This is a genomic window from Microbacterium sp. JAI119 (assembly GCF_013410135.1).
Classification (GTDB): domain Bacteria; phylum Actinomycetota; class Actinomycetes; order Actinomycetales; family Microbacteriaceae; genus Microbacterium; species Microbacterium oxydans.
On the sequence record NZ_JACCCK010000001.1, the window covers coordinates 849,388 to 864,946 of the forward strand.

General features: G+C 69.8%; 15 protein-coding genes and 1 other RNA gene. 13 read left to right on the forward strand and 3 right to left on the reverse strand.

What is annotated here, in order from left to right:
- The first annotated feature begins 16 nt into the window (after positions 1–16).
- The 8 genes from mpaA2 to HDC31_RS04185 all read left to right on the forward strand — a co-directional run bounded on the left by mpaA2 (position 17) and on the right by HDC31_RS04185 (position 5,981).
- Positions 17–142, forward strand: a complete 126-nt coding sequence (gene mpaA2 / locus HDC31_RS20175; protein WP_257021928.1) for an MpaA2 family daptide-type RiPP — start codon at positions 17–19, stop codon at positions 140–142.
- Between the two features lie 36 nt (positions 143–178).
- Positions 179–298 (forward strand): MpaA3 family daptide-type RiPP, encoded by a 120-nt coding sequence (gene mpaA3, locus HDC31_RS20420; protein WP_307723493.1) that lies wholly within the window; start codon positions 179–181, stop codon positions 296–298.
- 65 nt (positions 299–363) lie between these two features.
- A complete protein-coding gene (gene mpaM, locus HDC31_RS04160; protein ID WP_113681364.1) occupies positions 364–1,176 on the forward strand; it encodes a daptide-type RiPP biosynthesis methyltransferase in 813 nt (270 codons plus the stop codon).
- Positions 1,173–2,864 (forward strand): daptide biosynthesis intramembrane metalloprotease, encoded by a 1,692-nt coding sequence (gene mpaP / locus HDC31_RS04165; RefSeq protein ID WP_179515843.1) that lies wholly within the window; start codon positions 1,173–1,175, stop codon positions 2,862–2,864. Before mpaM ends, mpaP begins: the two co-directional genes overlap by 4 nt.
- Positions 2,861–3,583: an ATP-binding cassette domain-containing protein gene (locus HDC31_RS04170; protein WP_046747893.1), complete on the forward strand. Its 723-nt coding sequence runs from the start codon at positions 2,861–2,863 to the stop codon at positions 3,581–3,583. Before mpaP ends, HDC31_RS04170 begins: the two co-directional genes overlap by 4 nt.
- A gap of 32 nt (positions 3,584–3,615) precedes the next feature.
- Complete coding sequence (locus HDC31_RS04175) at positions 3,616–4,308, forward strand: ABC transporter permease (protein ID WP_231728774.1); 693 nt, start codon at positions 3,616–3,618, stop codon at positions 4,306–4,308.
- Positions 4,305–5,039 carry a hypothetical protein gene (locus HDC31_RS04180; protein ID WP_179515844.1) on the forward strand — a complete coding sequence of 245 codons (735 nt, stop codon included), beginning with the start codon at positions 4,305–4,307 and terminating at the stop codon, positions 5,037–5,039. Before HDC31_RS04175 ends, HDC31_RS04180 begins: the two co-directional genes overlap by 4 nt.
- A 51-nt stretch (positions 5,040–5,090) precedes the next feature.
- Complete coding sequence (locus HDC31_RS04185) at positions 5,091–5,981, forward strand: rhodanese-related sulfurtransferase (protein WP_113681758.1); 891 nt, start codon at positions 5,091–5,093, stop codon at positions 5,979–5,981.
- A gap of 22 nt (positions 5,982–6,003) precedes the next feature.
- Here the strand turns inward: HDC31_RS04185 and HDC31_RS04190 are convergent, their stop codons facing one another.
- Genes HDC31_RS04190 through HDC31_RS04200 form a run of 3 tightly spaced genes read right to left on the reverse strand, consistent with a single transcriptional unit; the run spans position 6,004 to position 10,451 of the window.
- Positions 6,004–8,274, reverse strand: coding sequence for a DUF3488 and transglutaminase-like domain-containing protein (locus HDC31_RS04190; RefSeq protein ID WP_179515845.1), 2,271 nt, complete (start codon positions 8,272–8,274; stop codon positions 6,004–6,006).
- The gene (locus tag HDC31_RS04195) at positions 8,261–9,451 is read right to left on the reverse strand and encodes a DUF58 domain-containing protein (protein ID WP_058632103.1); all 1,191 of its coding nucleotides are present in this window, start codon (positions 9,449–9,451) and stop codon (positions 8,261–8,263) included. Before HDC31_RS04195 ends, HDC31_RS04190 begins: the two co-directional genes overlap by 14 nt.
- A gap of 10 nt (positions 9,452–9,461) precedes the next feature.
- Positions 9,462–10,451: a MoxR family ATPase gene (locus HDC31_RS04200; protein WP_113681385.1), complete on the reverse strand. Its 990-nt coding sequence runs from the start codon at positions 10,449–10,451 to the stop codon at positions 9,462–9,464.
- A 158-nt stretch (positions 10,452–10,609) separates the two neighbouring features.
- Between HDC31_RS04200 and ffs the strand changes: the two genes are divergently transcribed.
- From ffs to HDC31_RS04225, 5 genes are all read left to right on the forward strand, one after another.
- An RNA gene (ffs, locus tag HDC31_RS04205) (signal recognition particle sRNA small type) lies at positions 10,610–10,706 on the forward strand.
- A 65-nt stretch (positions 10,707–10,771) separates the two neighbouring features.
- Positions 10,772–11,380: a rhomboid family intramembrane serine protease gene (locus HDC31_RS04210; protein ID WP_179515846.1), complete on the forward strand. Its 609-nt coding sequence runs from the start codon at positions 10,772–10,774 to the stop codon at positions 11,378–11,380.
- Complete coding sequence (locus HDC31_RS04215) at positions 11,377–12,069, forward strand: hypothetical protein (RefSeq protein ID WP_052748705.1); 693 nt, start codon at positions 11,377–11,379, stop codon at positions 12,067–12,069. The genes HDC31_RS04210 and HDC31_RS04215 overlap by 4 nt, the downstream gene beginning before the upstream one ends.
- Before the next feature lie 64 nt (positions 12,070–12,133).
- Positions 12,134–14,278 carry a phosphate acetyltransferase gene (gene pta / locus HDC31_RS04220; RefSeq protein WP_113681384.1) on the forward strand — a complete coding sequence of 715 codons (2,145 nt, stop codon included), beginning with the start codon at positions 12,134–12,136 and terminating at the stop codon, positions 14,276–14,278.
- The gene (locus tag HDC31_RS04225; protein WP_113681383.1) at positions 14,275–15,495 is read left to right on the forward strand and encodes an acetate/propionate family kinase; all 1,221 of its coding nucleotides are present in this window, start codon (positions 14,275–14,277) and stop codon (positions 15,493–15,495) included. Before pta ends, HDC31_RS04225 begins: the two co-directional genes overlap by 4 nt.
- Positions 15,496–15,559 lie beyond the last annotated feature (64 nt).

Here is a 15,559-nt window from a genome sequence, read left to right on the forward strand (position 1 = left end):
TCGGAAAGGAGGAAACATGCAAGCCGCAATGCCGACGCTCGAATTCACAGAGCTCGAAGCCATGGACGCGCTGAACGACACCGATGACTACATGCGGGGATTCGCCGTGGGCGTCATCATCGGAATTCTCGCTCTGACCTAGACAGCTGCCGAACGGACCAATCGAAGGAGGTGCACTGTGCAGACGACGTCGCTGGAGTTCTCGGAACTCGAACAGATCGACGCGCCCACCGAATGGTGGGAGCACGCGAGCTACATCATCGCCATCATCGGCGGGGCGGCAGCCATCGCGACCTGACCGGAGTGCGGGCGGGTCCTCTCGCCCGCACTTCCCCTCCGATCCCAGAGAGGCCATGAACCGAAATGCCAGACCTGATCACCGACACCGTGTCGGCACTTCTCGACAGCGCCGATGCCGTGGCGCAGCCGCTCGACCTGTACACCGGGGCGGGGACGGACTTCTACGAGCGGCTCGTCGGCCCTGATCGCGTGGAGGTCCGCGAGGTGCTGGGGCTCGCGAGAGTCACCGCCGACCCCGTGCTCGACATCGCGGCGGGGAGCGGGCGACTGACGATCCCGCTGCTGCGATCCGGCAAGCAGGTGACCGCGATCGACACCTCGCGAGACATGCTCTCGCACCTCCGCCGTGCGATGCCCGACCACCCGAGGCTCGACTGCGTCGTCGCGGACATGCGCGATTTCCACCTCGGACGCCGCTACGGGCTCATCGTGCTCGGAGCCACGTCCGTGACCCTGCTCGACCGCGAGGATCGATCGCTGCTGTTCGCGCGCGTGCATGAGCACCTCACCCCGGACGGGGTCTTCGCCCTGACCGTCGCGGGTGGCGCCGCCGCGGAGAGCCTGGCGTCGGCGAGAGACGAGGAGATCACGGTCCCCGGAACCGCCGGAACGGACACCTATCTCTTCTCGCAGCAGATCGAGGAAGGCGGCGCCGTCCGCGTGGTCAACTGGGTTCGAGCGTCCGACATCGACGCCGGTGCATCGGTGCCCGTGCTCACCAGCCGCTTGCACGTGCTCGGTCACGAGGTCCTGTCGAGCGAACTCGTCGAGGCGGGATTCGCCGCGCCCGATGTCGCTCCCGTCCGTTCGCCGGGGGGAACGGACATCCTCCTGCTCACGACATCGCGAGGTCGCTCCCCGGGAGGCACGGGATGACGGCGGTTCTTCGGAAGCTCTCCCGTAGGCGGGCATCCCCGGCGACGGAGCCGCTGGGAGCCGACACCTGCCCGCTGCTGGCCCACGGTGTCGTCTTCGAGAGCACGGGCGAGGACGCGGCGTGGATCGCCGTCGTCGACGGGGTGCCATCGTCGAGGGTGTCGCCCGCGGTCATCGAACTGCTGACGGCGATGGACGGCGGGACCACGGTGCAGGCACTGCACCGACGGTTCGCCGCGTCGGAATCGCCGGAGAGCTTTCTGCGACTGGTCGGACGGTTCCGGGACAACGGACTGCTCGAGGGCGGTGCGAAGCGCGCACCCGGGCGCATCAGCTACCGGCCGCCGTTCACCCTGCAATTCGCGACCGTTCGCGCGCCCACCCTCTTCGCACGTCTCGACGGCGCAGTCTTCCGCCCGTCCTCTCGCGTGCTTGTGGCATCTGTGGCCGTGCTCCTCTGCGCCGGGTTAGTGGCCGCGATCCTGCAGGCCGGCGACCTGCGAGACGTCCTCACCCGGCCGTTGCCGCTGGGGGCGGTGCTGACGCTGATCGTCCTGCTCTCGCTCATCACCCTGCTCCACGAGGGTGCTCACGGGCTCACCCTCACCAGGTTCGGCGGCAGTCCCCGACGAGCCGGGTTCATGATCTTCTATCTCACACCCGCGTTCTTCGTCGACGTCACGGACGGATGGCGTCTCGCCGACCGACGACACCGCGTGGCCGTCGCGCTCGCAGGTCCGGCGGTGCACGCCGTCGTGGCGGCGGCCGCGGTGCTGCTCGCGCTCGCCGCGCCCCGGTCCACGGTCAGAGACGTGCTGCTGCTTCTGGCCACGTCCTGCGTCGTCATCGTGCTCGTGAACCTCATCCCGTTCGTGCGATTCGACGGCTACATCGCCCTGATGAACGCCCTCGACACGCCGAACCTCCGTGGCAGGACCATCAGCGACGGTGCGAACGCGCTGAGCCGCCGGCTGTTCGGCGGAGCGCCGGTGAACCGGAGCGTGCAGACGTGGTGGAGCGTGCCGTTCGGTCTCGCGAGCCTGCTCGCCCCGGTCGTGATGGTCGTGCTCGTGGTGACCAGGACGGTGCGCGCGTTCGCCGACGGGGGACCGGTGCTCGGTCTGTTCGTGGTCGCGCTCGAAGCCGTCGTCGTCCTGGTGGGCTGCGGCCTGCTGGTGCGCGCGCTCTCCCGCGTGCTGCGCTCCGGTGTCTCCCGAGTCCGCTTCGTCGGAGTGTGTGTCGCCCTGGCTGCGGCGGTCGTGATCACCGGCACGCTGCTGCCCGTTCCCGCCACGGCGACGTTCGGGTTCGTCGCCGACGACGGTCGGGTGAGCCTCGTCCAGGGAGGCGAAAGGACCGCGGTCGAGGTGCCCGACGGCGCCCGCGTGCTGTTGAGCAGTCGCGGCATCCTCATGAACGAACCGCTGGGGGTGGGCAGTGTCCGCCCCCAGCCGCCGCAACCGATCACGGTTCCCGTGGACGCCCTGTTCCCCGTCAGGGCCGAGGGACTGACTGTTCCCGCCGTGGTCGTCGGGACCGTCGACGTGGAGATGCCGGAGCGGAGACTCCCGTCGACCGGCCAGGCCCGTATCGACCTCGGAACGACCAACGTGTGGCAGATGCTCTGGACGCGGGGTGTGATGGCGCCGCTGTCGCCCCTGTGGGCAGAAGAGGAGGAGAGGCAATGAAGACGAACCAGCCTGCGATCGAGGTGCGAGCGCTCACCAAGAGGTTCGGGCATCGGGCGGCGGTCGAGGACCTGTCGTTCGCCGTGCCGCGCGGTTCGATCGTCGGTCTGCTCGGGCCGAACGGCGCGGGCAAATCGACGACCCTGCGGGCCATCGTCGGTCTGCTCAGGCCCACGAGCGGCGACTGTCTGATCGACGGGGAGCCTTTCGCGGCGCGGCGCGATCCGGCGTCGCGCGTCGGAGTGCATATGGACGGCTTCGGGTTCGAACCGGGCATCACCGCGCGGCGGCATCTGGAGATCTGCCGACTCGCAGCCGGAGCGCCCCGTCGACGCGTGGACGAGGTGCTCGAAGAGGTCGGGCTCGCGGATGATGCCCGTCGTCGGGTGAAGGCCTTCTCGACGGGCATGACGCAGCGACTCGGTCTGGCGGCCGCACTGATCGGCTCTCCACGCACCCTCATCCTCGACGAGCCGGCGAACGGCCTCGATCCCGACGGCATCCGCTGGCTCCGCCGCTTCCTCCGTGACTTCGTCGCGCGGGGAGGGACGGTCCTGGTCTCCAGCCATCAGCTCCCGGAACTCGAACAGGTCGTCGACCAGGTCGTGGTCATCAAGCGTCGCGCGCTCTTCGCCGGCCCGCTCAGCGAGCTCGTGGCGGGAGACGTCGACTCGCTCGAGAGCAGGTATTTCGATCTCGTCGAGGGAGCATCGGCATGAGGGGTGTCATCCGCGGGGAGATGCTGCGGTCCGTGAGCGGTCCCTCGGTTCTCGCCGTCTATCTCGTCGCGGTGCTCATGCCGCTGTTCGTGCTCTTCTCGGACGGTTCGCGCTTCGATCTCGGGGGTGTCGCTGCCGGGGTGGCGACCGCCCGTCTCCTCGAGCCGCTGGCGTGGTCGGTGATCTCCGCCGCGTTCGTCAGCGCCTACGCGGTGACCAGGGAGTACTACTACGCGTCGATGGACCGGACACTCACGGCAGTGGGGTTCCCGCGAACCTTCGGCGGAAAGCTCGTGGCAGGCGTGGCGGTGGCCGTCGCCCTGTCGCTCGGTGTCTTCGCGCTGTGGACCGCGGGCGTCTTCGTCTTCCTCGTTCAGGACGGTGTGGCTCCGACCCTCACCCAGGAAGCCTGGCGCATCTACGCGGGGGCTCTGGTCGGCACGATTCTCGGTGCGCTCATCGGCGGCGCGATCGGCTGGATCACCCAGAACTACTACGCCACGGCGATCATCGTCCTCGTGTTCCCGATGGCGCTGGAGTTCGCATTGCTGCGCACGGCGCCGGAGGTCGCGAAGTTCTCGCCCGGCCTGGCCATCGCCGCCATCGGTGTGCCCGGGTATCAGGGCAGGCTGCTGGAGCTCGCCCCTGCCGTCGCCGTCGGGCTCGCGTGGACGTTCGGGCTGCTCGCGATCGCCTGGGTGCGAGGGCGCCGGAGCGCTGCGTGATCGGTCGGGCTCTGCGGGCTCAGGCGCGCAGCCTCGCGGGCGACGTCGTCCTCCTCGGGGTCGCGGTCGCGGCGTTCGCGATGTCGCTCACCCTGGCGGCGAGCATCCCGTCCGAGGTCGCGAACGCCTCCGTCGACGCCCACGCGGAGCTCGCAGCCCCGCTCAGCACCGTCCTCGCGACCTACGCGGGGATCCTCGCCGCCGTCTACGGCTCGTTCCGGTACACGATCGACCGTCGGGACGGGGTGGTCGCGCAACGTCTGACGATGCAGCGACGGTGGGTGATGCTCCTGGTCAGGACGATCACGTGCGCGGTGGGCGGTGCCGTGGTCGCGCTCGCGGCCGTGCTCGGCGGACACTCGGCGCTGACGATCGTCATGGGAGGACTCCCGGTGGAGTGGTCGGTGCTTCTCTCCACCCTCGTGCTCGGCGCGCTCGCCTCCCTCTGGGGGATGGGGATCGGACTCATCGTGCAAGCCCACCTCGCGGCACTCTTCGTCTCGGCTCTCTCGATGGGGGTGGCGGTCATCGTCGCGACGTTCTGGAGCACCGGTGCCGCGTATCTGCCGCTTCTCGCATTGCTCGAAGGCTTCCGGTTCGACGTGGGCGCAGTGGGGATCCCACCGCATCAGGAGCTGACCGGGCCTGTCGCTCTCCTGGTCTCCGCCGGATGGGTGCTCGCCGCACTGATCGCGGGAGGAGCCGCTTTCCTTTCCCGCGACGTGAGATGATCGCGCGACGGGGGATACCGGTGGCGCAGGCGGACGACGTAAAATCCCTAGGTGGCAACACCAAAGATCGTCCTCTTCTACGCGTTCACCCCTCTGGCCGACCCGGATGCCGTGCGCGTCTGGCAGCGTGACCTCGGCGAGGCACTCGGCCTGCGCGGACGCCTGCTCATCTCGAAGGACGGCATCAACGGCACGCTCGGCGGCGACATCACCGCGCTCAAGAAGTGGCTGCGTTCGTTCCGCTCATACCGCCCGTTCGCCGGTGCTGACATCAAATGGAGCGAGGGGACCGGTCTGGACGCCGAGGGTCGCAGCCTCGACTTCCCGAAGCTCAGCGTCAAGGTGCGTGACGAGATCGTGTCGTTCGGCGCACCGGGGGAGCTTCGCGTCGACGAGGACGGTGTGGTCGGCGGCGGCACCCGGCTGACCCCGGAGGAACTGCACGGCCTCGTGGAAGAGCGCGGCGGCGACGTGGTGTTCTTCGACGGGAGGAACGCCCTCGAGGCGCAGATCGGGCGCTTCCGCGGGGCTGTCGTGCCCGACACCGAGACCACCAGGGACTTCGTCGAGCTCCTCGACTCCGGCGTCTACGACGACTTGAAGGGCAAGCCCGTCGTCACGTACTGCACCGGTGGCATCCGCTGCGAGGTGCTTTCCAGCCTGATGACGGCCCGCGGGTTCGGTGAGGTGTATCAGCTCGAAGGCGGCATCGTCCGATACGGCGAGAAGTTCGGCGACGACGGGCTCTGGGACGGATCGCTCTACGTGTTCGATGGTCGAGGGTCCGTCGACTTCTCCGACCACGCAGCCGTCATCGGGGAATGCATCGGGTGCGGCGCGCCGACCAAGCGCACCGCGAACTGCCCCGATCTGTCGTGTCGATCGCAGTTCGTGGTCTGCGAAGGCTGCGACGCCGTGCGCTGCACCGCTCACGCCGCCTGAGCGGTCGGCACCGCGGCACTGCTCAGGCCGTCGTCACGCCCGGCTCGGCGGCTCGCGGAGCGTACAGAGAACGCGGCAGCACCACCGCCTGCACCCTCGTCCTGCGGTCGGCGCTCCGACGCAATCCGGTCAGCACCTCCTTCAGGGGCTTGGAGAGATCGTCGGCCCTCTCGTCGGCGCGGGCGTAGTTCGAGCGCTCGACCGCGTCCGTGAGCTGCCGCATCGCCTCGGCAGGGACCTGATGCTGTGCCACCAGGCCGGCTGCGCGCACTCGGGGGGTGTCGGCGTCCGAGACGGGGATCTGCAGGTCGATCAGCGTATCCCGCAACTCGGCCCATGCAGCCGCGGAGTCCCCTCGGCGCGCTCTGCTCAGGCGCATGCGGCGTTCCACGAGGCGGATCATCGCAGGAAGCAGGAGCACCACGGCGACGCCGAACGCAGTGAAGACGACCGGCGTCGGGTCGAGGCGACGCAGCTCGTCGCTGCTGGCCGAGTCGCCTCCGGCGTCGTTGCGATCGATCTCCGGACCGGACGTCTCCTCGGCCTGCGGCGCCGTGGTCGGAGCGGGTGTCGACGGGGTTCCGGCGCTGCCGCCCTGCGTCGCTCCGGGACGGAACGCGGTGGGCACGCCCAGGGAGGCGGTGGGCTCGAAGGGCACCCATCCGATGCCGGGGAACAGCACCTCCGGCCAGGAGTGCAGCCGGTCGCTGGTCACGGAGAACACCGACTCGCTGCCGCGCTTCTCGTCGGTGAGGGAGCCGGGGAGGTACCCCACGACGATGCGCACCTGCATGTCGAGGCTCTCCGCCATCAGAGCGAACGCCCCGGCGAAATGCACGCAGTATCCGGAACGGACGTCGAGGAACTCCGCGACGGCGTCGGCTCCCGTCCCGTCGAAGCCCTCTTCCACCGGCGTCTCGAGTGAATAGGTGAACTGCGAGCGGAACCAGTTCTGCAGCGCGACGAGCCGGTCGTAGTCGGTGCTCGCGGCCGCGGTCACGTCGTCGGCGAGCTCGCTGATGATGTCCGGCAGCTCGACCGGCTCCGCGTCGGGGTCGACCACAGGAGACGCGGCATCGACCGCCCTGATCTGTTCGAGGGTGGGGATGAGCCGCGTGGAGGTGACCGTGTAGTCGTTGCCGACGGCGTCCGCGCCCCGGGAGTAGAGCGTGCGGTTGTCCGGAGCGATCCTCCACGCGTCGCTGAGGCCCTGCACGGCGGTTGCGGGATAGGGTACGGGTAGCCAGGAGCTCGACATCCGCAGCACCCTGATCGAGGTGTTCTGCTCCTCCGTCGCGATGTCCTCTGCCCATTCCGGGGGCCCGAACCCGTCGTCCTGCGCCTGCAGATCGCTGTCGTCGGGCTGCCAGACGCGGCCGTCGAAGCGGGAGAGGGTGGTCAGGCGCAGGTAGGGCGCGGTCTCGCCCTCGGCGGCCACCGTGAGCACCTCGACCGGGTTCGGCTGTCGCAGATCGTCACCGAGGCGCAGCGAGGCGTCCACGGTCACCCCGGTTCCGTTGCCGGCGAGGCTCGCGGTGACGGGAAGCAGTGGGGCGATGGCCACGGTCGTCGCAAGCGCGGCAGCCCCCACCGCCACAGCCAGAGACGTCGACGAACGGCGAGGGGACTCGGGATGCTTCCTGGCCGTGTAGCGGAGCAGCAGCAGTGCGATCACGCCGAACAGCACGAACCAGGCGACGTTGGTGTCGCCGAGCGTGACGATCATCGGCACCGCGCCGACGACTCCGGTCAGGAGCACCGCCAGCACGGCCGACCGGTGCGCCACGAGGTGGTCGAGCAGGATGGCGACCACCGCGAAGCCGACGCCCATCGCGGCCGCGAGGCCGGGGGACGGGTCCAGAGGAGCGGACCCGAACACGACCGCTTCGACCGCGGAGGCGCCCAGCACGCCGAACAGCGTCGCGGTCTCCGACGTCGGGATGATGCCGAAGAGAGCCGTATCGCCGGCGATGAGCAGCGTCACCACGGCGACGGCGACCACGATCTGCACAGCGAGCGTGGCGAGATCCTGCACCCAGGCAGCCCGGCGACGCAGCAGGTGCCGCGCGAGCATTCCCGACCCGGCCACGGCGACGATGACCGCGATCACGGTGAACGACCACGCCCCGGGTGCGATCACCGAGGTGAACGGCCACATGGCCACGAGTGCCGCCGTCGCCGCGAGCGCGCCGGGACCGACGGCCCCGGGGGGATCGTCGTGGTCGCGGTGCCAGAACGCCGGCCTGCGCTCGACGGCGGCGGGGCTCGGCGGGGCGTGCTCAGCGCGGAACATCGCCGACTCCGATCCGTGCGGAGACGGCATCCTCCCACGCGGCCGAGATGTCCTCGCCGAGGGGCGCGACGGTCCACCCATGACGTGCCGCCGCTTCGGTGGCCCCCGGAAGAAGCTCGGTGCTGAACAGCATCGGCGCTGCGGCGCCCGCCGACCTCAGCAGTGTGGCGTCCTCCTCATCGAGGCGCCCGGTGATGTAGACGAGCGGTCCGGGAGGCGTGCCTCCGATGAGTGCCATCAGGTCGCGGCTCTCCCCGCGAGGCGTGACCATCGCGAGCGCTGCGAGCAGGCTGTCGCGGTCGTCCTCGTGCCCGCGGAGGGCGCCGAGCAACGTGCCTGCGCTGTCGATCACGTCGACGCTGTACCCCTCGGAGGCCAGATGCACGGCCGCGGAAGCGCACAGCGAGACGGCGGATTCGAAGGCAGGATCAACGTCGCTCCCCTGGGTATCCCAGCGGCGCCCGCTCCGGTCCAGCACGACCACCGCGTCGGGGCTGGACTCCTCCTCTTCCTGGCGAACCATGAGCTGACCGCGGTGTGCCGTGGCACGCCAGTGGATGCGCCGCATCGAATCCCCCGGGATGTAGCCGCGCGGCGAGAGGTTGTCACTGCCCTGTCCGAGCCTGGTCGATGAGGTGTGCGCTGTCCCCCCGGCCGCCCCGACCCGCACGGCGAGCGGGGCGAGGGCGAACACCTCTGGCACCACGGTGACGCTCCGGGTCTCGCCGAACGCCTGCTCACGCTGGGCCAGCCCGAACGGGTCGACGGTGCGCAGCATCAGAGGACCCAACGGCCAGACGCCTCTTCTGACGCCGGTGATCAGGTAGCTGAGCTGCCCGTTCTCCGGAGGATACTCGCCGCCGGAGTCGCCCGACACCGCGTCGGGGAGCACATCGTGCCAGAGCCCGCGGGGGACGCGGATCGCGCGCAGCGAGAAGCGCACGGTCACGCGGGACGTCTCGGACACCGTCAGCAGATCGGTGGAGATCTGCCGCGTGACGGTGCCGGATCGTCGGGGCAGCCTGACGGCGAGGAGGGAGAAGAGCGTGACCGCCGCCAGCAGCACGCCGAGGTACAGCAGGATGCGGGTGCCCAGCAGGTTCGCGGCGATCATGCAGCAGAGCGCGGCGACGAGCGCTCCGGCGCCGCGACCGGTGAGGGCTCGTCGTCGTCGCATGATCGGTGTGTCAGGAACGGGTCGCGACGGGTACGCGCACCCGCTCGACGATCTGGGTGAGAGCGGCCTCGACGGGCTGGGCTCCCGTGCGATGTGCGCCGCGCGCCGGAAGCAGACGGTGCGCGAGGACCGGGATGAGCAGGGCAGTGATGTCATCGGGGATCACGTAGTCGCGGCCGTCGAGCGCCGCCCACACCTTCGCCGCCCTGACCAGCTGCAGCGTGGCCCTGGGGCTGGCGCCGAGGTGGAGGTTCGGGTCGTTGCGCGTCGCCTGCGCGAGGGCGACCGTGTACTCCTCGAGGGCCGGCGCGACGTGCACGGACCGTGCCCATGCGATGAGCTGCGAGATCGAGGACGCATCGGCGACGGGCGAGACGGCGGCGAGCGGGCTCACCACGTCACGCTGGCGCAGCATGAGGGCCTCGGCCGCGGCGTCGGGGTATCCCATCGAGATGCGCATCATGAACCGATCGCGCTGCGCTTCGGGGAGGGCGTACGTGCCCTCCATCTCCAGGGGGTTCTGGGTCGCGACGACCAGGAACGGCTGGGGGAGCTGGTGGGTGGAGCCGTCGACCGTGACCTGGCCCTCCTCCATCGCCTCCAGCAGGGCGGACTGCGTCTTGGGGGAGGAGCGGTTGATCTCGTCGGCGATCACGATGTGCGCGAACACGGCACCGCGCTTGAACTCGAACTCGCGGTCGACCGGGTTGTAGACCGAGACGCCCGTGACGTCGCCCGGCAGCAGATCCGGGGTGAACTGGATGCGTCGCACCGTCGCGTCCACGCTGGCGGCGAGAGCCCTGGCGAGCATCGTCTTCCCCACGCCGGGAACGTCCTCGATGAGCAGGTGCCCTTCGGCGAGCAGGCATACGAGAGCGCTGCGCACCGCATCCGGTTTCCCGTCGATGACCTGGCCGATCGAACCGAGGATGGCCGACGTCTGCGCGGCGAAGCGTTCGGCGTCGATCGTCACCGGCATCAGGGGGGCGTTCTCTGGCATGCGTTCCCTCTCACATCGCGGCGCTGCGGTGCGCGTCACTCGATCGTAACCCTGCGCACGATGCGCCGCTCTGGCAGGTTCCCCTGAGGATGCGTGCACCGGATAGGCGCGCAGGGGAGCGCGGTTCGAAACGCGGCGCCGGTCGGGTTAGGATGGTTGACGGCTCTCCGCGTGGCGGCATCCAGGCCAATTCCCCCAGGGCGGAAACGCAGCAAGGGTAACCGGGCTCTGCTGGGTGCGCGGAGGGTCACTTTCATTTCCGGCGGGCGGGTCCGTCCGACGCTCAGTCGTCTCCTGGCTGCACCTGCGACAATCGTCCGGTGACCGTCACCCCGCCTCAGGCGCAGCACCCGCTCGGCCGATTCGCCTCACCGGTGCTGCTGCTCGTCGCCATGTGGGTCGTGCAGTTCGCCGACGCGATCCTCCCCGGCTCCTTCACCGGCTTCGGGTTGCGCTCCGGGGACGCCTCCGGACTCGGGGGCATCGTGCTCGGGCCACTCCTGCACGCGAACTGGCAGCATCTCATCGCGAACTCGGTGCCGATCCTGGTGCTCGGGTGCCTCGTCGCCGTGGAGGGCACCCGCCGGTTCTGGGCCGTCACGGCCGTCGTCGCGCTCGTCGGCGGCATCGGCACCTGGGTGTTCAACGCGCCGGGCACACTCACGGTCGGCGCATCGGGGCTGGTGTTCGGCTACTTCGGCTATGTCGTCATGCGGGTGTTCGCCCCCGGCCGCGTCGCGCACCGCATCCTGTACGCCGTGATCGCCGTGGTCGTGATCGGGGTGTACGGGGGATCGATGTTCGCCGGCGTCTTCGGTGTCGCCGAGGGCATCTCCTGGCAGGGGCACCTGTTCGGCGCCATCGGCGGCGGCGTGGCCGCCTTCGTCGGTCGCCGCCCGAGAGCCGAGCGCGGAGCCCTGCCCGTATGAGTGCCGCACCGGCGTCGCGAGCGAAGCGCAAGCCGGCGGCGAGGAAGACGACGCGGCGAGGAACCGCGAAGCGTCGGCGCAAGCCCGGTGCTCGACGCCAGGCGGCGAATCGCCTCCGACGCCGGAAGATCGCGCAGCGCCTTCTGCTTTCCGCCGGTGCGCTCATCGTGGCCGTCGGCCTCTTCGTCCTGATCCCGCTCGGTCTCGCGCGCGATCCCGCACCGATCTGCATCGACGATCCGCAGACGTTCCCCGCGGCGGGGATCGAGGGCTGGAGCGGCGAGCAGCTCGAGAACGCCGCCACGATCATCCGCACGGCGGGAGCGCTCGGCTTCGGACGGGACGGGCAGATCCTCGGTGTGATGACGGCGATGGGCGAGAGCAGCCTGCGCAACATCGACTACGGCGACTGGGAGACGCGCGGATTCACGAACCCCGACGGTTCGCGCACCACCAGCATCGGACTGTTCCAGCAGCAGGAGTGGTGGGGCAGCGCCGAGCAGAGGATGGATCCCGCGACGGCGACGACGCTGTTCTTCGAGCGGCTCGGACGGCTCCCCGACTGGCAGACGATGGAGCCGTCGCACGCGATCCATCGGGTGCAGATCAACACCGATCGCGACTACTACTCCCGGTTCGGCGCTGATGCCACGGCCGTCGTCGACGCCCTGTCCGGACCGTGCGAGTGACGCCAGGCAATTGATCCGGTGCGACGCTCGGTGCGTTCATCGACGCCGCGCCTAAGCTGAAGCCGTGGCGCAGAGCATCTACATCACCTCGGCCGAAGGCCATACCGGCAAGTCGACGATCGCCCTCGGGGCTCTCGATGCCCTGATGCGCGTCTCGCCGCGGGTCGGCGTGTTCCGGCCCATCGCCCGGTCGGTCACGGAACGAGACGAGATCCTGGAGCTCCTGCTCGCCCACGACGGGGTGAACCTCGACTACGACGACTGCATCGGCGTCACCTACGACGATGTGCGCGCCGACCCCGAGGCCGCGCTGTCGACGATCGTGGCGCGATTCAAGGCCGTCGAGGCGCAGTGCGACGCCGTGGTCGTGGTCGGCAGCGACTACACCGATGTGGCGAGTCCCGCCGAGCTCGGCTTCAACGCCAGGATCGCGGCGAACCTCGGTGCGCCGGTGCTGCTCGTGCTCAGCGGCCGCGACCAACAGCGTCAGGCCGAGCAGCTGGGCACGACGACGGCTCGTCCGGCTGCGGCGATCGCGCAGATCGCCGCTCTCGCCCTGTCCGAGCTCGCGGAGGAGCGTGCAGAGCTGTTCGCCGTCGCCGTGAACCGCGCCGATCCCGCAGCGCTCGACGACATCGTCGCTGCCGTGCACGCAGCCCTGCCGGCCGAGAGCACACCCGTGTGGGCGATCCCCGAGGACCGCGCACTGGTCGCGCCCTCGATCCGCGGCATCCTCGCCGCCGTCGACGGCACCCTGCTCAAAGGCGATGACGACCGGCTGACGCGAGAGGCGCTGACGATCGTCGTCGCCGGCATGTCGATGGTCAATGTGCTGCCGCGGCTCACCGAAGAGGCCGTGGTGGTGATCCCCGCCGACCGTACCGAGGTGCTGCTCGCCGCGCTGCTGGCCGATTCGTCCGGCACCTTCCCGCGCATCGCCGGCATCATCCTGAACGGACCGTTCCCGCTGCCTGAGCCCATCGTGCAGCTGCTCGACGGCTTCGCGTCGTCGGTGCCGATCATCACCACCGATCTGGGCACCTACGACACGGCGGTCCGGGTGATGAGCACTCGAGGACGCATCTCCGCCGACTCGCGAACACGGTACGACCGCGCGCTCGCCCTCTTCCAGGCCCACGTCGACATCACGGAACTGACGGAGCAGCTCGGGCTCGCGGAAGCGCACGTGGTGACGCCGCTGATGTTCCAGTACGGACTCATCGAGCGCGCCCGCGCGGACCGCCGTCGCATCGTGCTGCCGGAAGGGGACGACGACCGCATCCTCCGCGCCGCGGCGACGCTGCTGGCGAGAGAGGTAGCCGATCTGACGATCCTCGGCGACGAGGCGGCCATCCGTGGTCGGGCGGCCGAACTGGGGATCGACATCGCTGCGGCTCAGGTGCTCAGTCCCAACGACCCCGGCCTCGTCGAGCGCTTCGCCGCGGAGTACGCACGGCTGCGGGCGCACAAGGGGATCACCATCGCTCAGGCCGCCGACACCGTGACCGACGTGTCGTACTTCGGCACCATGATGGTGCATCTCGGACTCGCCGACGGCATGGTGTCCGGCGCCGCGCACACCACGGCGCACACGATCCGCCCGTCGTTCGAGATCATCAAGACCAAGCCGGGTGTGAACGTGGTCTCCAGCGTGTTCCTGATGGCGCTCGCCGACCGCGTGCTCGTCTACGGCGACTGCGCCGTGATCCCCGACCCCACCAGCGAGCAGCTCGCCGACATCGCGGTCTCGTCGGCGACGACCGCCCGGCAGTTCGGCATCGATCCACGGGTGGCGATGCTCTCGTACTCGACGGGGGAGTCCGGCTCCGGTGCCGATGTCGACAAGGTGCGCGCGGCCACGGCTCTCGTGCGCGAGCGCGCCCCCGAGCTTCCCGTCGAGGGCCCGATCCAGTACGACGCGGCGGCGGACGCGGCAGTGGCCAAGGCCAAGCTCCCCGACTCTGCCGTGGCGGGCAGGGCGACCGTATTCGTGTTCCCCGACCTCAACACCGGCAACAACACGTACAAGGCCGTGCAGCGCTCGGCCGGCGCCGTCGCGATCGGACCGGTGCTGCAGGGCCTCAACAAGCCCATCAACGATCTCTCCCGTGGTGCCCTCGTCGCCGATATCGTCAACACGGTGGCGATCACGGCCATCCAGGCGCAGGGAGCAGAGCGGACGACAGAGCAGTCGGAGGACCCGGCATGAGCGCCATCCTGGTCATCAACAGCGGATCCTCGTCACTGAAGTACAGCCTGATCGACATCGAGCAGGAGAACCTCCTCGCGAGCGGACTGATCGAGCGCATCGGTCAGCAGGCCAGCCCGGTCGCCCACACCGTGCGCCCCGTCGTCGACGGCGATGCCGTGCCGACGATGCTCGATGCCACCTTCCGCAGCGAGCGGCCGATCGCCGACCACGCTGAGGCGTTCGAGGTGATGCGAGAGCAGTTCGCCGCTCACGGCCCCTCGCTCGACGACCACCGCCCCGTCGCGGTCGGGCATCGCGTCGTCCACGGTGGTGCGCGCTTCTACGCCCCGACCCTCATCGACGCCGACGTGGAACGTCAGATCGACGAGCTCGCGGTGCTCGCGCCGCTGCACAACCCCGCGAACCTCGCCGGTATCCGTGCCGCGCGGGCGGTGTTCGACGAGGTGCCGCACGTCGCGGTGTTCGACACCGCCTTCCACCAGACGCTCCCGCCCGCCGCCTACACCTATGCGATCGACGCCGCGCTCGCCGCGGAGCATCGGGTGCGACGCTACGGCTTCCACGGCACGAGCCACCAGTACGTGAGCGAGTCGGCCGCCGCGTTCCTCGGCCGCGACATCTCCGAGCTCCGTCAGCTGGTGTTCCACCTCGGCAACGGCGCGTCGGTGACCGCGATCGACGGCGGCAGGTCGGTGGAGACCTCGATGGGCCTCACGCCGCTCGAGGGCCTGGTCATGGGCACACGCTCCGGAGACATCGACCCGGCGGCGCTCGTGCACCTGTCGCGCCGCGCCGGCCTGTCGATCGACGACCTCGATTCCCTGCTCAACACCCGCAGCGGGCTCGCCGGCCTCGCGGGGCGCAGTGACATGCGCGACATCCTCGCCGGTGTCGAGGCCGAGGACGACGCGGCGATCCTCGCCTTCGACGTCTACGTGCACCGCCTGCGTGCGTACGCAGGTGCCTATATCGCACAGCTCGGGGGAGTGGACGTCATCGCCTTCACGGCCGGTGTGGGCGAGAACGCGGCCCCGGTGCGCGCTGCGGCCATGGCGACGCTCGGGTTCGCCGGTGTGGAGATCGACGGGGCGAGGAACGAGGCGCGCGAGCGGGGCATCCGGCGCATCTCCGCGGATGCGTCTCGCGTCACGGTGCTGGTGGTGCCCACCGACGAGGAACTGCAGATCGCCAGGCAGACGGCCGAGCTGCTCTGATCCGCTCTCGGGGGTTACCCCGTGGCGCGTCACCGCATTACGCTTGCACAGTGGCACGGAGAGG